Here is an 18,138-nt window from a genome sequence, read left to right on the forward strand (position 1 = left end):
CGTAACCCATGATGATCCACTCAAGCGGGTTCCTCAGCATATCGGCACCACCCGAATGGGTACTTCTAGGCGCGGTTGGTCCTTACACCTCAACCGCTTGTCATTGAGGTGTCAATCGATATGCGCCGACGAGGAACCACCCGTTCGTGAATGGATCAGAGGCCGCCGTACGAGTGGAGGCCCGTGAAGAAGATGTTGACGCCGAACAGGTTCATCAGCATCGTCAGGAAGCCCAGCACCGCGATCCACGTCGCCGTCGTCTGCTTGACGCTCGGTGTCGCCCGGGCGTGCAGGTAGCCCGCGTAGACGATCCAGGAGATGAAGGCCCAGACTTCCTTCGGGTCCCAGCCCCAGTAGCGGCCCCAGGCCGCCTCCGCCCAGATCGGGCCCGCGATCAGCGCGCCGAACGTCCAGATCGGGAACGCGAACGCGTGCAGCCGGAACGAGAGCCGCTCCAGCACCGCGGCGGCCGGCAGGCGCTCGCCCAGGCTGAACGGGAAGCCCGCCCTGCCCTTGTCCCAACCCGAGCGGATCAGGAACAGGCCGGCCGGCACGAAGCCGATCAGGAAGATGCCCGACGAGATGGCCACGGCCGTCACGTGGATCGCCAGCCAGTAGGAGTCCAGCGCCGGCACCAGCGGGCCGACCGGCACGTAGAGGAACAGGGCTGCGACGCCGAGCAGGATCACCTGCGTCAGCGCGACGTACAAGCCCAGGTGGCGCAGCGCCGGGCGGCGGACCATCACCACGATCCACGCCACCGCGGCGACCGAGGTGGCCGCGAGGACGTACTCGTACATGTTGCCCCACGGCAGCCGGTCGCCCGCGACACCGCGGAAGATCAGCGAGCCGATCTGCGCGATGCCGGCGACCACGAGCACGACCGCACCGGCCAGACCGGCCCAGCGGGACCGGGCCGGGCGCGGCGCCGGCACCGACTCGTCGACCACGACCGGCGGACCGCCGGCCCCGACGAGTTCGCGCGTCGCCACCCGCGCCACCACACCGCGCTCGCCGAACGCGTACACGGCGGCGTAGCAGATCATCGCGACGAGGTAGCCGAGCATGGCCACCACCAGCAGCGCGTCAGACAGGGCGGCCATCAGGTCTTCTCTCTCACGGCGGCGACGGTGGAAGCGAACTCCTCGGCGAAGCCGGGGTAGTCGGTGCGCGGGAGGCCACCGGCCTCGAGCAATCTACTACTGGATGTCGGAGACGGGGTAGTCAGGCGGAAGAAGACGCGCCGCCGCTTGCCGAACAGCGAGCCCATCAGGCCACCCAGGGCCAGCACGGCGGCGACCAGCGCGATGCCCTGGCCGGGGTCGTGCCGAACCGACAGCGTCGCGTATTCCTTGGTGCCGACGAACTGCACGGTCGAGCCGTCGTCCAGCGTCCACGTCTCGCCCGGCTTGAGCAGCTTGCCCTCGCCCACCGGCTTGAGCCGACCCGCGTCGATCTGGCGCTGGTCCAGGCGGTAGACCGAACTCGGGATGCCGGCGTCCAGGCCGAGGTTGCCGCGGTAGGCGGTCAGCAGCAGCGCGGGGTTGTTCTCGGCCGGGAACCGCGAGCGTACGAACGGCGCCTGGTCCGGCGCGGTCGGCAGGTAGATCCCGTCGAAGCCCATCTGCAGCGACGGGTCACGCCGGCCGGTGGCCGGGTCGACGTTGGCGTCGGGGAACGAGATCGCGCCCGTGCTGGTCTGCATCTCGTCCTCGGACAGGAACGGGCCTTCCTTGGTCTGCGTCTTCCCGAACCGGTCGGTGTAGCGCAGGATCGGCGCGTAGCCGTGGCCGAGCAGGTAGACCGACGCGCCGTCGAGCCGCAGCGGCGCGTTGACCGAGAAGTCCGCGGTGCGGGTCGGCCCGTCGCCCTCGACGGTGACCGACGCCCGGAACTCCTTGGGCTGCCCGCTGGTCTGGTAGCTCGCGGTGAAGTCGTCCAGCGTCACGCAGAACGGGGGCAGCCGGCCCTCGTCGACCCGCGGGCCGAGCTTCGCCTCGTCGTACTGCTGCAGGCTGTTGCAGAAGCTCGTGTCCTTGCCGGCGACCAGGATCCGGTTGCCGTGCCAGCCGTACCAGGAGCCGAGCGCGACCGCGACCAGCACCGCCATCAGCGAGAAGTGGAAGACCAGGTTGCCGGTCTCCTTGAGGTAGCCCTTCTCCGCGGAGACGGTGTCGTCGCGGACCACGACCCGCCAGCGCCGCTTGCGCAGCGCCGCGGCGATCTGCTCGACGTCGCCGTCGTGGTCGGCCACGGAAAGATGCTGCGGCAGCTTGTCGAGCCGGGCCGGGACCTTCGGCGGCACGGAGCGGATCGCGCGGTAGTGGTCGCGCAGCCGCGGGATCACGCAGCCGATCAGCGACGTGAACAGCAGCAGGTAGATCGCGGCGAACCAGGGCGAGCCGAAGACGTCGAACCCGTCGACCCGCTCGATCCAGGGCGCCAGCTTCGGGTGGTCGCGGTAGTACTGCTGCACCGCCTCGATCGCGACGTTGCTCTGCGGCAGCACCGAGCCGGGGATCGACGCGACGGCGAGCAGGAAGAGCAGCACGAGGGCCGTACGCATGCTGGTGAGCTGTCGCCACAGCCCGCGCAGGAGGCCGATCAGGAAGCTGCCCCAGCCCGGGCCGCGCGGTGTCGCCGCCGGCGCCTCGGGTCGCGTGTCGGTGGTCGTCATCAGATGCCGATGCTCCCCACGCCGACGCTGGTCTGCAGCCAGATCAGGAAGCTGTTCCAGCCGCCGGTGACCAGCGCGAGCCCGATCAGCATGAGCAGCGCGGCACCGACCCGGGTCACCCATCGGCTGTTGCGCCGGATCAGCTTGAAGAGCCCGAGCAGCCGGGTGAAGAACAACCCGAAGAGCACGAACGGAATGCCCAGACCGAGGCAGTACGCGACGGCGAGCACGACGGCCCGGTCGGCCTGACCGGACGTGCTGGCCAGCAGCAGCACCGAGCCCATGGTCGGGCCGACGCAGGGCACCCAGGACAGCGCGAAGACGGCGCCGAACACCGGGGCGGCGAGCAGGCCGGCCTTGGGCAGCGCCTGGATGCGCACCTCGCGCTGCAGGCCCGGCACCACGCCGAGGAACGCCAGCGCGAGCACGATGATCAGCGAGCCGACCACGATCTCGAGCGTCCGGCGGTGCTCGACCATCGCCCAGCCGACCCGGCTGACCAGCACCGCCACCAGCACGAACACGGTGGTGAAGCCGACGATGAACAGCATCGTGCCGGCGAGCACCCGGCTGCGCTCGCGGACCTTCCGCTCGAGCTCGGAGCCGGCCAGCCCGGTCACGTAGCTCAGGTAGCCGGGCACCAGCGGCAGCACGCACGGCGAGAGGAAGCTGACCAGGCCGGCCAGGGCGGCGCCGCCGATCGCGAACAGCAGCGGCCCGCTGACGGCGAGGTTGCCGAAGGTCTCGCCCATCAGGACGCCTCGGCCGCGACCCGCTCCACGACCGGCTGCAACTGCTGCTGGGTGACGGCGCGGCGGATCACGTACGCGATGTCGCCGGACCGGTCGAGGATGATCGTGGCGGGGATGGAGTTCGGCGGGATCTCGAAGCCGAGCGCGAGCTTGCTGGAGGGGTCGAAGACGCTCGGGTACGCGACCCGCTGGTTGTGGAACGCGAGGGCGGCGTCCCGGCTGTCGCGGATGTTGATGCCGAGGAAGTCGACGCCCGTGGCCTTGGTCGCCTCGTACACGTTCTCCAGGTCGTCGATCTCGGCCCGGCAGGGCGCGCACCAGGAGCCCCAGAAGTTGACGACGACGACCTTGCCGGCGCTGTCCGCCGTGTCGTAGGCGCCGCCCTCGAGCAGTTCGCCCGCGACCGCCGGGGCGGCCGGCCGCTTGCCCGCGGCGCACTCGATGAAGCCCTCGGCCGAGGTCGAGCAGAGGTCCTTCCAGCTGTCGCCGCCGCGGCCGGCGACCACGTACACGACGGCGGCCACCGCGAAGACGGCGACCGCTATCCCGACGAGGAGCCCGCGACGGCGCACGTCAGGCTCCCTTGGCGTTCCGCGCGTTGGGCGAGAGCGCGACCAGGTGCGCGGCGGGCTCGGAGTAGCCGATGCCGACCACCTTCGCGCCGTCGAAGTGGAAGGAGGTCAGGCTGCACAGTCCACATTGGCGCTTGCGCGGGTCGTGCCAGAGCCGCTTGCGCTCGACGTAGCGGCGCAGGGTCCAGATCGGTAGCTGGTGCGAGATGCAGACGGCCTCGTGGCCCTCGGCGGCGACCCGGGCGGCGTGCACGGCGGCGAACATCCGCTCGGCGATCGCCCGGTAGGCCTCACCCCAGGACGGGGTCAGCGGGTCGCGCAGCACCCACCAGTTGCGCGGGTCGCGGAACGAGCCGTCGCCGGGCGAGACCCGCTTGCCCTCGAACCAGTTGGCGCTCTCGATCAGCCGCTCGTCGACCCCGACCGGCAGCCCGAACTGGGCCGCGATCGGCTCGGCGGTCTGCTGGGCGCGTTCCAGCGGGCTGGCCACGACGTGCGTGACGTCGCGCTCGGCCAGCGCCTCCGCGGCCGCCTTGGCCATCTGGGTGCCCAGTTCGCTGAGCTTGAAGCCGGGCAGGCGCCCGTACAACACCTTGTCCGGATTGTGCACCTCGCCGTGCCGCAGCACGTGCACCACCGTCGTCGTCAACTCGCGCCCCCCGCGTCCGCCGCTGCCGCGGCCGCGCCCGGCAGGGCCGCGGCCAACACCTCGAGGGCGGCGTCGTCGATCGCCGCCGACACGAACCACGACTCGAAGGCGCTCGGCGGGAGGTAGACGCCGGCGTCGAGCATGGCGTGGAAGAACGCCTTGAAGGCGGGCACGTTCTGGGCGCGGGCGCCGTCGAAGTCGGTGACGTCCGCGGCGGTGAAGAAGATCGAGAACATGTTGCCGGCGTACGACAGCCGGTGCGGCACACCCGCTTCGGCCAGTGCCTCGGCGGCCATCGTGCCGACCGTCTTCGCGGTCTCGTCGAGGCGACGGTAGACGGCGTCGTCGGCGAGGCGCAGCGAGGCCAGGCCGGCGGCGCAGGCGAGCGGGTTCCCGGAGAGCGTGCCGGCCTGGTAGACCGGCCCGGCCGGGGCCAGCCGCTCCATGATCTCGGCGCGGCCGCCGAACGCCGCGGCCGGCAGGCCGCCGCCCATCACCTTGCCGTAGGTGTAGAGGTCGGCGTCGGTCTCGTCGATGCCCGCCCAGCCGGACTTCGAGACGCGGAAGCCGGTCATGACCTCGTCGACGATGAACAGCGCGCCGTGGGCGTGGGCGATGCGGGCGACGCCGGCGTTGAAGCCGTCGCGCGGGGCGATCACGCCCATGTTGCCGGGCGCGGCCTCGGTGATCACGGCGGCGATCTCCGGGCCGTCGGCGGCGAAGACCGCCTCGACCGCGGCGAGGTCGTTGTAGGGCAGCACGATCGTGTCGGCCGCCGCGGCGCCCGTGACGCCCGGCGAGTCGGGCAGAGCGAAGGTGGCGACGCCGGAGCCGGCCGAGGCGAGCAGCGCGTCGACGTGGCCGTGGTAGCAGCCGGCGAACTTGACGATCTTGGAACGGCCGGTGAAGCCGCGGGCCAGCCGGATCGCCGACATCGTCGCCTCGGTGCCCGAGTTGACCAGGCGGACCTGGTCGATCGGGGTGCGGGCGATCATCTCGGCGGCGAGTTCGACCTCGCCCGGGGTGGGCGTGCCGAAGCTGGTGCCCCGGCCGGCCGCCGCCTGGACCGCCTCGACCACCGCCGGGTGGGCGTGGCCGTGGATCAGCGGGCCCCACGAGCAGACCAGGTCGAGGTAGCGCCGGTCGTCGGCGTCGAAGAGCCAGGGGCCCTCGCCCCGGACCATGAAGCGGGGGGTGCCGCCGACGGCGCGGAAGGCGCGCACGGGCGAGTTGACCCCGCCCGGGGTGAGCTCTCGGGCGCGGCGGAACAGGGCCTCGGATGCCGGCGCGTCGGGCGAGTACCGACCGGGGCCGGCCGAATATGTTTCGGTCACGGTGCTGCCATTATGACGGCGTGTAGGAGATGGCAGGCAGGCGCCCCTCGGGCGGACTCTCGACGGGCCGGCCTCGGTAGATCGCGATAGGCTTCTGGCGTGGATCGACCGGAGCTGTCCATCGCCGTGCGGCGCACGCCTGAAGAGGTCGTGCTGAGTCTCGCCGGCGAGATCGACATGCTCACCGGCAACCGGTTGGTCAACGCGATCACCGAGGTGCTGACGGAGCCGACACCCCGGATCATCCTCGATCTGGGCGGCGTCACCTTCTGCGACTCCACCGGCCTCGGCACCCTCGTCGTGCTCAGCCGCAAGGCCCGCGACGCACAGAGCGTGTTGATCCTGACCAACGTCGGTGACTTTCTGATGCGGGTGCTCGACATCACCGGCGTACGCTCCGCGCTCATGGTCAAGAACAACGAGCCCTCAAGCTAACCCCAGCGGGCCTGCTCGAGCAGGGCTATCGCCCGCTCCTTGTCGCCGTCGAGGTCGCTGCGTAGCAGCACCGTAGCCGCGTCGACCGCCTCGGTCAGGCTCTTCCACCGGGCGTCGCGCTCACGGACGTCCTCACTGTGCGCAGCCAACTGACGACTCTTGGTCCACAGGTCGACGAAGACCGAGACCTTGGCGCGGAGCACCCAGGGATCGAACGGCTTCGTCAGGTAGTCGACCGCACCCGCGGCGTAACCGCGCAGCGCGAGTTGGGCGTCCCGGTCGGCCGCGGTCAGGAAGATGATCGGCACGTGCCGGGTCCGTTCGCGGCGCTTGATGTGGTTGGCCGTCTCGAAACCGTCCATGTCGGGCATCTGGGCGTCCAGGAGGATGACCGCGAAGTCGTCCACCAGGAGCTGTTTGAGAGCGGCCTCGCCGCTCTCGACCGCCACGGATTTCACCGGCAGCCCTTGCAGGATCGCCTCCAGCGCGAGGAGGTTGTCCTTGCGGTCGTCGACAAGCAGTGCCTTCGCCGTGCCACTCACCGTCCCACCCTAACGGTCACACCGTCCCGCCATCCTGGCTTGACCGGTCCGCGGTGCCGTGTACCCAACTCGCCATCAGGTCGATCAACTCATCGAGGTCGACCGGTTTCGTGATGTAGTCGGTGGCACCGGCCGCGATCGCGGACTCGCGGTCGCCGGGCATCGCCTTCGCCGTGAGGAAGACCACCGGCAGGCCGGCGTTCTGGTGGTTGCGGCGGATCACCCGGGTCGTCTCGTAGCCGTCCTGGTCGGGCATCATCGCGTCCATCAGCACGATGTCGACCTCGGGGTGCTCGGCCAGCGCCCGGACGCCGTCGCCGCCGTTGTCCGCGTAGATCACCGACATGCCGTGCAGCTCCAGCGCGCTGGTCAGGGCGAAGACGTTCCGCACGTCGTCGTCGATGATCAGCACGGAGGCGCCGTCCAGGGCCCGGCCCGCCGCGCTCGGCTGGCGCACCGGCTCGGTGCTGGGCAGCAGCAGGGGCGGCGTGGTCGTGCTGCGCGGCACGGCCGGTGCGGGCATCGGCGCCACGACCGTGTCGGGGGCGAGCACGTCGGGTACGAGCAGCGTGAACGTCGAACCCACGCCGGGCTCGGAGACCACCGTGATCGTGCCGCCGATCAGCCGGGCCAGGTCGCGGCTGATCGACAGGCCCAGCCCGGTGCCGCCGTACCGCCGGCTCGTCGTGCCGTCGGCCTGCTGGAACGCCTCGAAGATCAGCGTCAGCTTGTCGTCGGGCACCCCGATGCCCGTGTCCGTGACCGAGAACGCGAACACCGTGCGGGCGGCCTGCAGGGCCGGGATGTCGAGGTCGGGGCTCGGCTCGGCGGTCTGGATGCGCAGCGACACCTCGCCGCTGTCGGTGAACTTCACCGCGTTGGAGAGCAGGTTGCGCAGGATCTGCTGCAGCCGCTGGGCGTCGGTGATCAACATGTCCGGCAGCTCGGGCGCCACCTCGACCTGGAACCGCAGGCCCTTGTCCTCGGCCTGCGGCGCGAAGGCCTGCTCGACATAGCCGCGGATCTCGTCGAACCGCAGCTCCGTCGGCTCGACGTCCATCCGGCCGACCTCGATCTTCGACAGGTCCAGGATGTCGTCGATCAGCGAGAGCAGGTCGGAGCCGGCACTGTGGATGGTGCGGGCGAACTCGATCTGCTTCGCGGTCAGGTTCTCGTCGGGGTTGTCGGCCAGCAGCCGGGCTAGTAGTAGCAGGGAGTTGAGCGGCGTACGCAGCTCGTGGCTCATGTTGGCGAGGAACTCGGTCTTGTAGGCACTGGCCGCCGAGAGCTGGCGGGCCTTCTCCTCCAGGCCGATCCGGGCCAGCTCGATCTCCCGGTTCTTCGTCTCGATGTTGATGTTCTGGTCGGAGAGCAGCTTCGCCTTCTCCTCCAGCTCGTTGTTGGTGCGCTGCAGCTCGGCGGACTGTTCCTGCAGCTCGTGGGCGAGGCGCTGCGACTGGGCCAGCAGCTCCTCCGTGCGCCGGTTGGCCTGGATGGTGTTGAGCGCGATGCCGATCGTCGCGACGAGCCGCTCCAGGAACGTCAGGTGCAGGTCGGAGAACGCGTCGATGCAGGCGAACTCGATGACGCCGAGCACCTCGCCCTCGAACAGCACCGGCAGCACGACCAGGTCCCGCGGGCGGGCGTCGAGCATGCCGGAGCGGAGCGTGAGCGTGCCGGTCGGCTCGGAACCCACCCGGATCGGGCGGCGGGAGAGCGCGGCCTGGCCGACCAGGCCCTCGCCGGGGCCGAACACGACGTGGTGGTCGCGGGCGACGTAGCCGTAGGAGGCGGTCAGCCGCAGCCGGACCACGCCCTCGTCGGTGTCGGCCAGGAAGAACGCGCCGAGCTGCGCGTCGACCAGCGGCGTCACCTCGGTCATGATCATGCGGCAGACCTCGCCGAGGTCCCGCTGGCCCTGCAGCAGGCCGCCGATCCGGGCGACGTTGGAGTCCAGCCAGCCCTGCTCGGCGTTCTTCTTCGTCGTCTCACGCAGGGTGACGATCATCTGGTTGATGTTGTCCTTGAGGTCGGCGACCTCGCCCTGGGCCTCGACGGTGATGCGCTGGGTCAGGTCACCCCGGGTGACGCTCGTGGAGACGCCGGCGATGGCGCGGAGCTGCGTGGTGAGCGTCGAGGCGAGCTGGTTGACGTTGTCGGTCAGGTCGCGCCAGGTGCCCGACACGCCCTTCACCTGCGCCTGGCCGCCGAGCTTGCCCTCGATGCCCACCTCACGGCCGACCCGGGTGACCTCGTCGGCGAAGCTGCTGAGCTGGTCGACCATCGTGTTGACCGTGAGCTTCAGCTCCAGGATCTCGCCCTGGGCGTCCACTGTGATCTTCTGGCCGAGGTCGCCGCGCGCCACCGCCGTCGTGACGCTGGCGATGTTGCGGACCTGGCTGGTCAGGTTGGACGCCATCGAGTTGACGTTGTCGGTGAGGTCGCGCCAGGTGCCACTGACGCCCTTGACCTGGGCCTGACCGCCGAGCTGGCCTTCGATGCCGACCTCGCGGGCGACGCGGGTGACCTCGTCGGCGAAGCTGCTGAGCTGGTCGACCATCGTGTTGACCGTGAGCTTCAGCTCCAGGATCTCGCCCTGCGCGTCGACCGTGATCTTCTGGCTCAGGTCGCCGCGAGCCACCGCCGTGGAGACCTGGGCGATGTTGCGGACCTGGCTCGTCAGGTTGGACGCCATGAAGTTGACGTTGTCGGTCAGGTCGCGCCAGGTGCCGGCGACGCCCCGCACCTGGGCCTGGCCGCCGAGCTTGCCCTCGGTGCCGACCTCGCGGGCGACCCGGGTGACCTCGTCGGCGAACGAGCTGAGCTGGTCGACCATCGTGTTGACCGTGGACTTGAGCTCGAGGATCTCGCCACGGGCGTCGACGGTGATCTTCTGGCCGAGGTCGCCCTTGGCGACGGCCGTGGTGACGCTCGCGATGTTGCGGACCTGGCTGGTCAGGTTGGAGGCCATCGAGTTGACGTTGTCGGTGAGGTCGCGCCAGGTGCCGGACACGCCCTTGACCTGGGCCTGACCGCCGAGCTTGCCTTCCGTGCCCACCTCGCGGGCGACCCGGGTGACCTCGTCGGCGAACGAGCTGAGCTGGTCCACCATCGTGTTGACGGTGTTCTTCAGCTCCAGCATCTCGCCACGGGCGTCGACCGTGATCTTCTGGCTCAGGTCGCCCTTCGCGACGGCCGTGGAGACCTGGGAGATGTTGCGGACCTGGCTCGTCAGGTTGCCGGCGAGCTGGTTCACGTTTTCGGTGAGGTCGCGCCAGGTGCCGGAGACGCCGCGGACCTGGGCCTGACCGCCGAGCTTGCCCTCGGTGCCGACCTCGCGGGCCACGCGGGTGACCTCGTCGGCGAAGCTGCTGAGCTGGTCCACCATCGTGTTGACGGTGTCCTTGAGCTCGAGGATCTCGCCCTGCGCGGCCACGGTGATCTTCTGGGACAGGTCGCCGTTGGCGACCGCGGTCGAGACCTGGGCGATGTTGCGGACCTGGGCGGTCAGGTTGGACGCCATCGAGTTGACCGAGTCGGTGAGGTCCTTCCAGGTGCCGGCCACGTTGGGCACGGCCGCCTGGCCACCGAGCTTGCCCTCGGTGCCGACCTCGCGGGCGACCCGGGTGACCTGCTCGGCGAAGAGGCGCAGCGTGTCGGTCAGCGAGTTCATGGTGTCGGCGAGGGCGGCGACCTCGCCGCGGGCGGAGACGGTGATCTTCTGACTGAGGTCACCGCGGGCGACGGCGGTGGCCACCGCGGAGATCGACCGCACCTGGTGGGTCAGGTTGCTGGCCATCGTGTTGACCGAGTCGGTGAGGTCCTTCCAGGTGCCGGCGACGCCGCGGACGTCGGCCTGGCCGCCGAGCTCGCCCTCGGTGCCGACCTCGCGGGCGACCCGGGTGACCTCGTTGGAGAAGCTGGAGAGCTGGTCGACCATCGTGTTGACCGTGCGGCCGATGCGCAGGAACTCACCGCGCAGCGGACGGCCGTCCATCTCGAGCGCCATGTGCTGGCTGAGGTCACCGTCGGCCACGGCCACGATGACACGGGCGATCTCGGTGGTCGGGCGGCCGAGGTCGTCGATCAGCGAGTTGATGGCTCGCTGGCTCTCGGCCCACGAGCCGTCGTAGCCCTCCTCGTCGAGCCGCTCGGTCAGCCGGCCGTCGCGGCCGACGATGCGGGCGATCCGGCGCACGTCGAGATGCTGGCGCTCCTGCATGGCCACGACGTCGTTGAAGGCGTCGGCCACCTCGCCGGCGAGTCCGGCCCGCCGGGGCAAGCGCACCTTGAGATCGCCCCGCGCCACCCGGCGCAGGGCTTCGGACAGCTCGGCGAGCTGCTTGGTCGGCTCGTCAGCGGCGGAGTGCTCCGCGGCGGCGGTGACCGTTTTCGCCGTGGTCATGGTTCCTCGCTCGGTTGCTCGGCAGGATGACGACGGGGGGAGGCCGCCGGCAGCCCTCCCATCATGGCCTTTGCCATCGGACAAGCGCGAGGCCACACGACCGGATTACCGCCCCCAAACCGGACGGCCGGCAACGCGCGCCGCTCCCCGCCCACCCACGCCCTGTGGCGCGTGCCACACGCCGGCCCGCGTGCGGCGAGGTTGTGATCACCACAGTGCGTAGGTGGAAAAGAAACCCCCGCGGAGGTGGCAGCGACGCGGAGCGAGCGGTGTCCGGCGGGAGCGGCGGTCCGGGCCACGACGGGCCCGGGAAAGAATGAATTCGCCCTTCCACCAGCGGTCTCGCAGCGTGACGGGTGGGACGGGCGCGAGTACGGATTACCTCTGCCAGACCGGGCGGCTTGGAACATTCCGTCGCTTCGGGGCAGGATGCTAAGCGTGTCAGGGGAGGTCGTCGCGGGCCAGGTGGAGCACGTCCGTCATGTGCGGCTGCCTGCCGACCGGCGTACCCCGACGGCCGCGCGGGCGCTCGTGCGTGCTGTGCTGGCCGAGGCCGGGCTCGAGGATCTCAGCAACGAGGCGCTGCTGCTGACGACCGAGCTGTCCACCAACGCGGTCGTGCATGCCGGCACCGAGCTCGATATCGAAGTGTCCGCCGACGGGGTGGGGCTGACCGTGACGGTCACCGACTTCGCGGGCGGGCCGATCGAGACGGTGCTGGTGCGGCCTCGACCGGACGCTTCGGATTTGTCGGAAATTTCGGAACGTGGGCGTGGGCTGCTGCTGGTCGATCATTTCGCCTCCCGGTGGGGCACGATCCACGAGGGGGCGCGGAAGGGCGTCTGGTTCCGGCTCGATCGGCCCGGTCAGGCCTCCGCGCCGCAGGCGGTCGTGCCCCGGCAGCTGGCCACCGGTGCCACGCTCGGCGCCACGCCCGTCGTCGTCGCCACCGTGCCCGGGCCGACGCCCACCGCGACCGAGATGGCCGCCCTCAGCGAGACCGCGCCCGACCCGTACGCCGACGACCCGCTGCCCGACTTCGCCGCCGACCTGCTGGCCCGGGTCGCCGAGATGGTCGGCGCCGCCGGCGGTGTGGTCCGGCTCGACCGCGGCGACGGGGCGGGCCAGCGGGTGCTCGCGCGCTACGGCCGCCCGTCGCGCGCCGAGGACGACCTGCTGCGGATGCCGCTCGCGGTCAACCGTCCCTACAGCGGGGAGCTCGAACTCGACGCCGCGCCGTCGACCTACGCGCAGCCGCTGGCTGCCCTGGTCGCCGAGCGGCTCTCGCTCTACGTCGAGAACGACCGGCTGCGCCGGACCGACCTGCGCCGGCAGAGCTGGCTCACGTTCCTCGCGGAAGCGAGCGAGTTGCTGGCGCAGTCGCTCGACGTACAGCTGACCATGGCCCTCATCCCCCAGCTCGTGGTGCCGCGGCTCGGGCAGTGGTGCGCCGTGCACACGACCGACGAGTGGGGTCGGCTGCATCTCGCCGCCGCCAGCCACGCGGACGAGTCGATGCTGCCGCGGCTGCACGCCGTACTCGCCGAGACCGGGCCTGAGTCTTTGCTCGCGCGGCTGCGGGAGGCGTCGCGGACCGAGTCGCAGGTGCCGCTCGGGCCGCCGATGGAAGGTTTCGCGGTGCCGCTCGTCGCCCGCGGGCAGCGGCTGGGCACCCTCGCCGTCGGCCGGCATCTGCGCCACCGGCACGACCCCGACGAGATCGCGGTGGTCGAGGACGTGGCCCGGCGCGCCGGGCTGGCGATCGAGAACGCGCGGATCCACGAGGAGCGCCGCAAGGTCGCGCACACCCTGCAGCAGTCGTTGCTGCCGCCGGTGCTGCCGGTGGTCAAGGGCATCGGCTTCGCCGCGGAATATGTGCCGACCGGCGACGCGGCCGAGGTCGGCGGCGACTTCTACGACGTGATGCCGCTGCCCGACGACCGCTGGCTCGTGGTGGTCGGTGACGTGTCCGGCAAGGGCGTGCCGGCGGCGGCGGTCACCGGGCTGGTCCGCGACGTGATCCGGGTGCTCGTGCACGACGGGCGGCCGCTGCCGGAGGCGCTGGCCCGGCTCAACGAGACGCTCGTCGAGCGGGGCAACGGGCGCTACTGCACGCTGGCGCTGGCCGCGGTCGGGCCGGCCGCGTCGGGCTCCGGCGATCTCGCGGTCTCATTGCATCTGGCCGGGCACGACCGGCCGGTCGCGGTCCGCGCCGACGGACGCGCTGGATTCGTGGGTACGGGCGGCACGGCGCTGGGCCTCCTCGACGAGGTCGCCACGCCGGTCGCCGAACTGACGCTGCGCCCGGGCGACTCGCTCGTCTTCTACACCGACGGTGTCACCGAGCGGCGGCGCGGTCGGGACCTGTTCGGCCCGGAGCGGCTGCGGGACGCGACAGCGCCGCTGGCCGGTTACTCGGCCGACGTGGTGGCGGCGCGGCTCAAGACCGCGGTGATCGGCTTTTCCGCCGACACGCCCCGCGACGACATCGCCATCCTGGTGCTCCGGAACGAGTTCGTGCCGGGCTAGGGGTTCTGGTTCTGATGGAGCGGATCCGGTGGTCGGTGGAGCAGGTCGACCCGGGCCCGGGTGAGCAGATCCTGGAGATCGGCTGCGGCGGGGGCACGGCGGCGGCGCTGGTGTGTGCGCGGTTCGAGGCCGTCGGTGGCGGGCTGACGGCGATCGACCGGTCCGCGACGGCCGTGAAGAAGACGCTCGCGCGGAACGCCTCGTGCGTGGCGGCTGGGCGGCTGACGGTGGTGCAAGCGGCCTTCACTTCCGGCGAAGTCGGCGGGCTGGGCCCCTTCGACAAGATCTTCTCGATCAACGTGAACCTGTTCTGGACCACGCCCGCGCGGGAGGAGATCGCGCTGCTGCGGCGGTTGCTCGTGCCCGGCGGCACGATGTTCGCCTGCTGGGGGCGGGGGCCGACGCCGGGGCGGTCCGACGAGATCGCGGCGCGGACGGCCGCGCGCTTCACGGACGCCGGTTTCCGGACCTCGGTGGTGTCCTCGGCCGGTCTGCAGTGCGTGAGGGCTATATCCGTTTAGCGTGGTTCAGTGAGTAGCGGAGTCACGGAACCCGGGTCCAACAAGTACACCGCTCTCGCGGCCATGGTGTTCGCGGTCGCGATGACGTTCATCGACCAGACGATCGTGTCGATCGCCGTACCCGATATCTCCGGTGAGCTAGGTATCTCCGCGTCCGCCATCCAGTGGGTGATCAACGGCTACCTGCTCTCGCTGTCGGCGTTCTTCGCCTTCGGCGGCCGGCTCGCGGACATCCTCGGTCACCGCCGGATGGTGCTGATCGGCGTGACGATCTTCGCCGTCTCGTCGGCGCTGTGCGGCGCCACCCCGTCGGGCGACGCGGCCGAGGCGTGGTTGATCATCTTCCGGCTCATCCAGGGCTTCGGCGCCGCACTGCTGTTTCCCGCGGCCCTCGCCATCGTGGTGGCGGCGTTCCCGTTGCGGCAGCGCGGGCGGGCCCTGGCGATCTTCTTCGGCATCAGCGGCGGCCTGACCGCGATCGGCCCGATCCTCGGCGGCTGGCTCACCCAGTACACGTGGCGGGCGATCTTCTGGGTGAACGTACCCGTCGCGATCATCGCCATCGTGCTCACCCTGCTGGCCAAGGTGAACCCGGCGCACCGCCGGGAGAAGCTCGACTGGCGCGGTGCCGCGCTGATCGTGGCAGGCATGGCGTTGAGCGTGCTGGGCCTGCAACAGGCGAGCTCGTGGGGTTGGGACAGTTGGCGGACCTGGCTGTGCATCACGGCCGGCTTCGCGATCCTGGTGGTCTTCGTCCTGTTCGAACTGCGGGTTCGGACACCCCTGATCAAGGTACGGATCTTCCGCGATCGCGCATTCACCATCGACAATGCGGTCCTCTTCTTCGGCCTGATGGCGTTCGTACCCCTCTTCTTCTTCGCCAGCGTCTATTCGCAGATCTCGTTGGGTCAGTCCGCCAGCGGCGCGGGCCTGTACCTGTTGATTTTCTTCGGCGGCTTCGTGGTGGCGGCGCAGATCGGCGGCCGCATGCTGGACACCGGCGGCGCGCGACGCCCGGTCATCCTCGGGTGCGTGCTGGGCACGATCGGTTTCGCGTTCTGGGCCCGCAGCCTGACCACATTGGACGAAGGATCGCAGTGGTACTGGATCGTCCTGTCCGGCGCGGGCATCGGCTTCTTCCTCGGACCGGCGAGCACGGACGCGGTCAACCGCGCGATCGACGCGTCGTACGGCGAGGTCACGGGCATCACGCAGACGCTGCGCAACTACGGGTCCAGTCTGAGCCTGGCGATCCTCGGCACGGTGCTGTTGCAGGTCGGCCGCGACAAGATCACGACATCGCTGACGGGTCTCGGCGTGCCCGCCGGCGACGCGACCAACGCCGCGAACTCGCTGATGACGTCGACGGGCGCGGGCGCCTCGGCCGACGCGCTCCCACCGTCCATCCGCGAGGCGGCGTTCGAGGCCATCCAACGGGACTATGCGGAGGCGAGCCGGGTGGTCTTCTACGGGATGGCGATAGCCGTGTTCGTGGCGTTGTGCTTCGCGCTGTTCCACCCGGGCGGCAAGGTCACGGCGGAGAACACGACCTCGCCGGCCACCCCGGCCCGATCGGATGACGACGGTCCGTTGAACCCGCCGGTGGCACCGGCGTGAGTTCTGGTGCCGGTGATCCGGGCTGTTCGCCGGGCGCGAAAGGACTGCCCCGCTTCGGTGTGGCGGGTATAGCGTCGAGAGCGGAGCCGGGTTCCGCCGACGTCGGGCAGGCTCACGACGTGGCGCGTCCGCTTCGGGGCTCAGAAGGGACACAACGATGCCGCTCGACGACCATCCGCGCAGGTGGAACGCGCCGCCCGGCAGCCCGCCCTGGTCAGATCAACCGCCGGCGGTCGACAGCAGCCCGAGTTTGGCCCCGTGGTTGGAGGAACGCCTCTTCGACCGCCGCATCGTGATCCTGCAGGGCACGATCAACGGCGCGGCCGCGACCCGCACGGCGGCGGCGTTGCTCACGCTGGACGCACAGGGCCCGGACCCGGTGGAGTTGCACCTCCGCAGCCCCGACGGCGACCTGGACGCGGTCTTCGCGGTGATCGACGCGCTGGACGTCATGCACGCCCCGGTACACGCCCTGGCCACCTCCGAAATCGGCGGCGCGGCCATCGGCCTGTACGCGGTGGCACCGTCCCGCAAGGCTTTCCCCCACACCCGTTTCCGCCTCCGCGAGCCCCGCGCCGCCGGCGTCTCGGGCACGGCGGAAGACGTAGCCCACGCGGCGGGCCACCATCTCCGCGCGCTGGACGACCTCATAGTGCGCATATCGGAAGCCACGGGCCAGCCGCGCAGCCGCATCGAGGACGACCTGTCGCGGGGCCGCCAGTTGACGGCGGAGGAGGCGCGCGAATACGGCCTGGTCCACGAGATCGTGGCGCCCGGCAAGAAGCCCGACCCGTCCTGAGACGGAGGCGGCTCCTGCCTCCTTCCGCGTGGTTAGCGCGACCACCCGGCCCGCATCCGTGAGGACGCACCCCAACCACCCTCGGCGTCGGTTCCTGTGGCGACGAGCACCGCTTGCCGGGTCGCGGCGAGCCGCTGCGCCGGCACGCTCCCGCCGCCTACGCACGCGGCGTCGTAGCCCGCCCCGCGCCGCTTCCGCGGCAAGGCCGCACCGCAGCCTCACCAGAGCCGGACCGCGGCCGCCGGGCCGCGTGCGTGCGGGGTCGTAGGCTCGGTGCGTGGATGAGGCAGTTAGTCCGGCCGGTGCCGGGCCGAGCGCGACGGCGGCGCGGCGAGGTCCGGTTGCCGGCTCGACGCGGGAAACCGACGTCGAATTCGGCCAGCAGCCGACCGCGGCGCCGTACCCGCCGATTCTGTTCGACATCGACGGCACCCTCATCGACTCCCGTGCCATCGTGACCGCCGTCTGGCGGGCCGTGGCGCGGCGGTACGGGGTCGATCCCGAGCCCATCCTGCGCGTCTGTCATGGGCGTCGGGACGCCGATGTCGTGCCGCTCTTCTTTCCCGCCGAGTCCGCCGCCGCCGTGCACCGGCAGATCTCCGAGGTCGAGATGGAGCACGCCGATCGTATTTGTCCGCTTCCCGGCGCCGCGGATCTGTTGCGGCGCCTTGACCAGCGGCGGTGGGCGGCCGTCACCTCCGGGCCGCGCGCGCTGATGACCGCGCGGCTGCGGGCGTCCGGGCTCCCCGTGCCGCGCGTGCTGGTCACGGCCGAGGATGTCAGCGCGGGCAAGCCCGACCCCGAGGGGTACCTGCGGGCCGCCCGGCTGCTCGGCCACGACATCGCCGCGTGCGTGGTCGTCGAGGACGCGCCCGCCGGCATCGCGGCCGGGAAATCCGCCGGTGCGCAGGCCGTCGTCGGCATCACGACGACGCACCCCGCGGCCGACCTGACCGCGGCCCACGCCGACGCCGTCATCGACGGGCTCTCCGAGCTGCCCGGCGTGCTGGCCGACCTCGAGGGTCACAAGCCGCCGATGTAGCGGCCCGGCGCCATGCGCCGATGTGGGTCGAAGCGTTCCTTCACCTCCCGCAGCGTCGGCAGGGCCGCGACCGGGCCCCACATGTCGATCGCCGGTCGGACCGCCGCCGGCGCCGAGGTCACCACGCACGTGCCGCCGCGAAACAGTAGGACGCCGCGGACCGCGGTCAGGATCGCGGACACCCGGTCGGCGCTCAGGCTCGACGGCAGCGCCGCGTGCACCACGCCGATGCCCGCCGCGCCGCGGACCGGGACCGGGCCGCCG

Annotated in this window: 14 protein-coding genes and 1 pseudogene; 6 read left to right on the plus strand and 9 right to left on the minus strand. The window is 71.0% G+C overall.

The features are described 5' to 3' along the window. Nucleotides 1-155: 155 nt before the first annotated feature. From ccsB to hemL, 6 genes are all read right to left on the minus strand, one after another. Nucleotides 156-1,103 (minus strand): c-type cytochrome biogenesis protein CcsB, encoded by a 948-nt coding sequence (gene ccsB / locus Asi02nite_RS19085; RefSeq protein WP_203714752.1) that lies wholly within the window; start codon nucleotides 1,101-1,103, stop codon nucleotides 156-158. Continuing rightward, nucleotides 1,103-2,677, minus strand: a complete 1,575-nt coding sequence (gene resB, locus Asi02nite_RS19090) for a cytochrome c biogenesis protein ResB (RefSeq protein WP_203714753.1) — start codon at nucleotides 2,675-2,677, stop codon at nucleotides 1,103-1,105. The genes ccsB and resB overlap by 1 nt, the downstream gene beginning before the upstream one ends. Beyond that, on the minus strand, nucleotides 2,677-3,429 hold the full coding sequence (locus Asi02nite_RS19095; protein ID WP_203714754.1) for a cytochrome c biogenesis CcdA family protein: 753 nt from the start codon (nucleotides 3,427-3,429) through the stop codon (nucleotides 2,677-2,679). Before Asi02nite_RS19095 ends, resB begins: the two co-directional genes overlap by 1 nt. Beyond that, on the minus strand, nucleotides 3,429-3,941 hold the full coding sequence (locus Asi02nite_RS19100; RefSeq protein WP_239126818.1) for a TlpA family protein disulfide reductase: 513 nt from the start codon (nucleotides 3,939-3,941) through the stop codon (nucleotides 3,429-3,431). Before Asi02nite_RS19100 ends, Asi02nite_RS19095 begins: the two co-directional genes overlap by 1 nt. A 61-nt stretch (nucleotides 3,942-4,002) precedes the next feature. Continuing rightward, nucleotides 4,003-4,650 (minus strand): histidine phosphatase family protein, encoded by a 648-nt coding sequence (locus tag Asi02nite_RS19105; protein WP_203714755.1) that lies wholly within the window; start codon nucleotides 4,648-4,650, stop codon nucleotides 4,003-4,005. Continuing rightward, a complete protein-coding gene (gene hemL / locus Asi02nite_RS19110; protein WP_203714756.1) occupies nucleotides 4,647-5,984 on the minus strand; it encodes a glutamate-1-semialdehyde 2,1-aminomutase in 1,338 nt (445 codons plus the stop codon). Before hemL ends, Asi02nite_RS19105 begins: the two co-directional genes overlap by 4 nt. A gap of 99 nt (nucleotides 5,985-6,083) precedes the next feature. On the opposite strand from hemL, the gene Asi02nite_RS19115 reads away from it, so the two are divergent. Beyond that, nucleotides 6,084-6,419 carry an STAS domain-containing protein gene (locus Asi02nite_RS19115; RefSeq protein ID WP_203714757.1) on the plus strand — a complete coding sequence of 112 codons (336 nt, stop codon included), beginning with the start codon at nucleotides 6,084-6,086 and terminating at the stop codon, nucleotides 6,417-6,419. Here Asi02nite_RS19115 and Asi02nite_RS19120 read toward each other — a convergent pair. Together Asi02nite_RS19120 and Asi02nite_RS19125 are read right to left on the minus strand one after the other, a co-directional pair. Continuing rightward, entirely contained in the window at nucleotides 6,416-6,961 is a 546-nt protein-coding gene (locus tag Asi02nite_RS19120) for a response regulator (RefSeq protein ID WP_203714758.1), read from the minus strand. The two genes, Asi02nite_RS19115 and Asi02nite_RS19120, sit on opposite strands and share 4 nt — an antisense overlap. A gap of 16 nt (nucleotides 6,962-6,977) precedes the next feature. Further along, nucleotides 6,978-11,366, minus strand: coding sequence for a HAMP domain-containing protein (locus Asi02nite_RS19125; protein ID WP_203714759.1), 4,389 nt, complete (start codon nucleotides 11,364-11,366; stop codon nucleotides 6,978-6,980). Nucleotides 11,367-11,804: 438 nt separating this feature from the next. On the opposite strand from Asi02nite_RS19125, the gene Asi02nite_RS19130 reads away from it, so the two are divergent. From Asi02nite_RS19130 to Asi02nite_RS19150, 5 genes are all read left to right on the plus strand, one after another. Next, nucleotides 11,805-13,895 (plus strand): SpoIIE family protein phosphatase, encoded by a 2,091-nt coding sequence (locus Asi02nite_RS19130; RefSeq protein ID WP_239126816.1) that lies wholly within the window; start codon nucleotides 11,805-11,807, stop codon nucleotides 13,893-13,895. 14 nt (nucleotides 13,896-13,909) lie between these two features. Next, entirely contained in the window at nucleotides 13,910-14,416 is a 507-nt protein-coding gene (locus Asi02nite_RS19135; protein ID WP_203714761.1) for an SAM-dependent methyltransferase, read from the plus strand. Nucleotides 14,417-14,425: 9 nt separating this feature from the next. After that, entirely contained in the window at nucleotides 14,426-16,033 is a 1,608-nt protein-coding gene (locus Asi02nite_RS19140) for an MFS transporter (protein WP_203714763.1), read from the plus strand. A gap of 157 nt (nucleotides 16,034-16,190) precedes the next feature. Then, complete coding sequence (locus Asi02nite_RS19145) at nucleotides 16,191-16,832, plus strand: ATP-dependent Clp protease proteolytic subunit (protein ID WP_203714765.1); 642 nt, start codon at nucleotides 16,191-16,193, stop codon at nucleotides 16,830-16,832. A gap of 409 nt (nucleotides 16,833-17,241) precedes the next feature. Beyond that, entirely contained in the window at nucleotides 17,242-17,874 is a 633-nt protein-coding gene (locus Asi02nite_RS19150) for an HAD-IA family hydrolase (RefSeq protein ID WP_203714782.1), read from the plus strand. On the opposite strand, the pseudogene Asi02nite_RS19155 reads toward Asi02nite_RS19150, so the two are convergent. After that, nucleotides 17,856-18,138, minus strand: a pseudogene (locus Asi02nite_RS19155) (FAD-binding oxidoreductase); the annotation flags it as partial. The gene Asi02nite_RS19150 and the pseudogene Asi02nite_RS19155 sit on opposite strands and share 19 nt — an antisense overlap.

Origin of the sequence: Asanoa siamensis (assembly GCF_016862555.1) — a bacterium.
GTDB classification, from domain to species: domain Bacteria; phylum Actinomycetota; class Actinomycetes; order Mycobacteriales; family Micromonosporaceae; genus Asanoa; species Asanoa siamensis.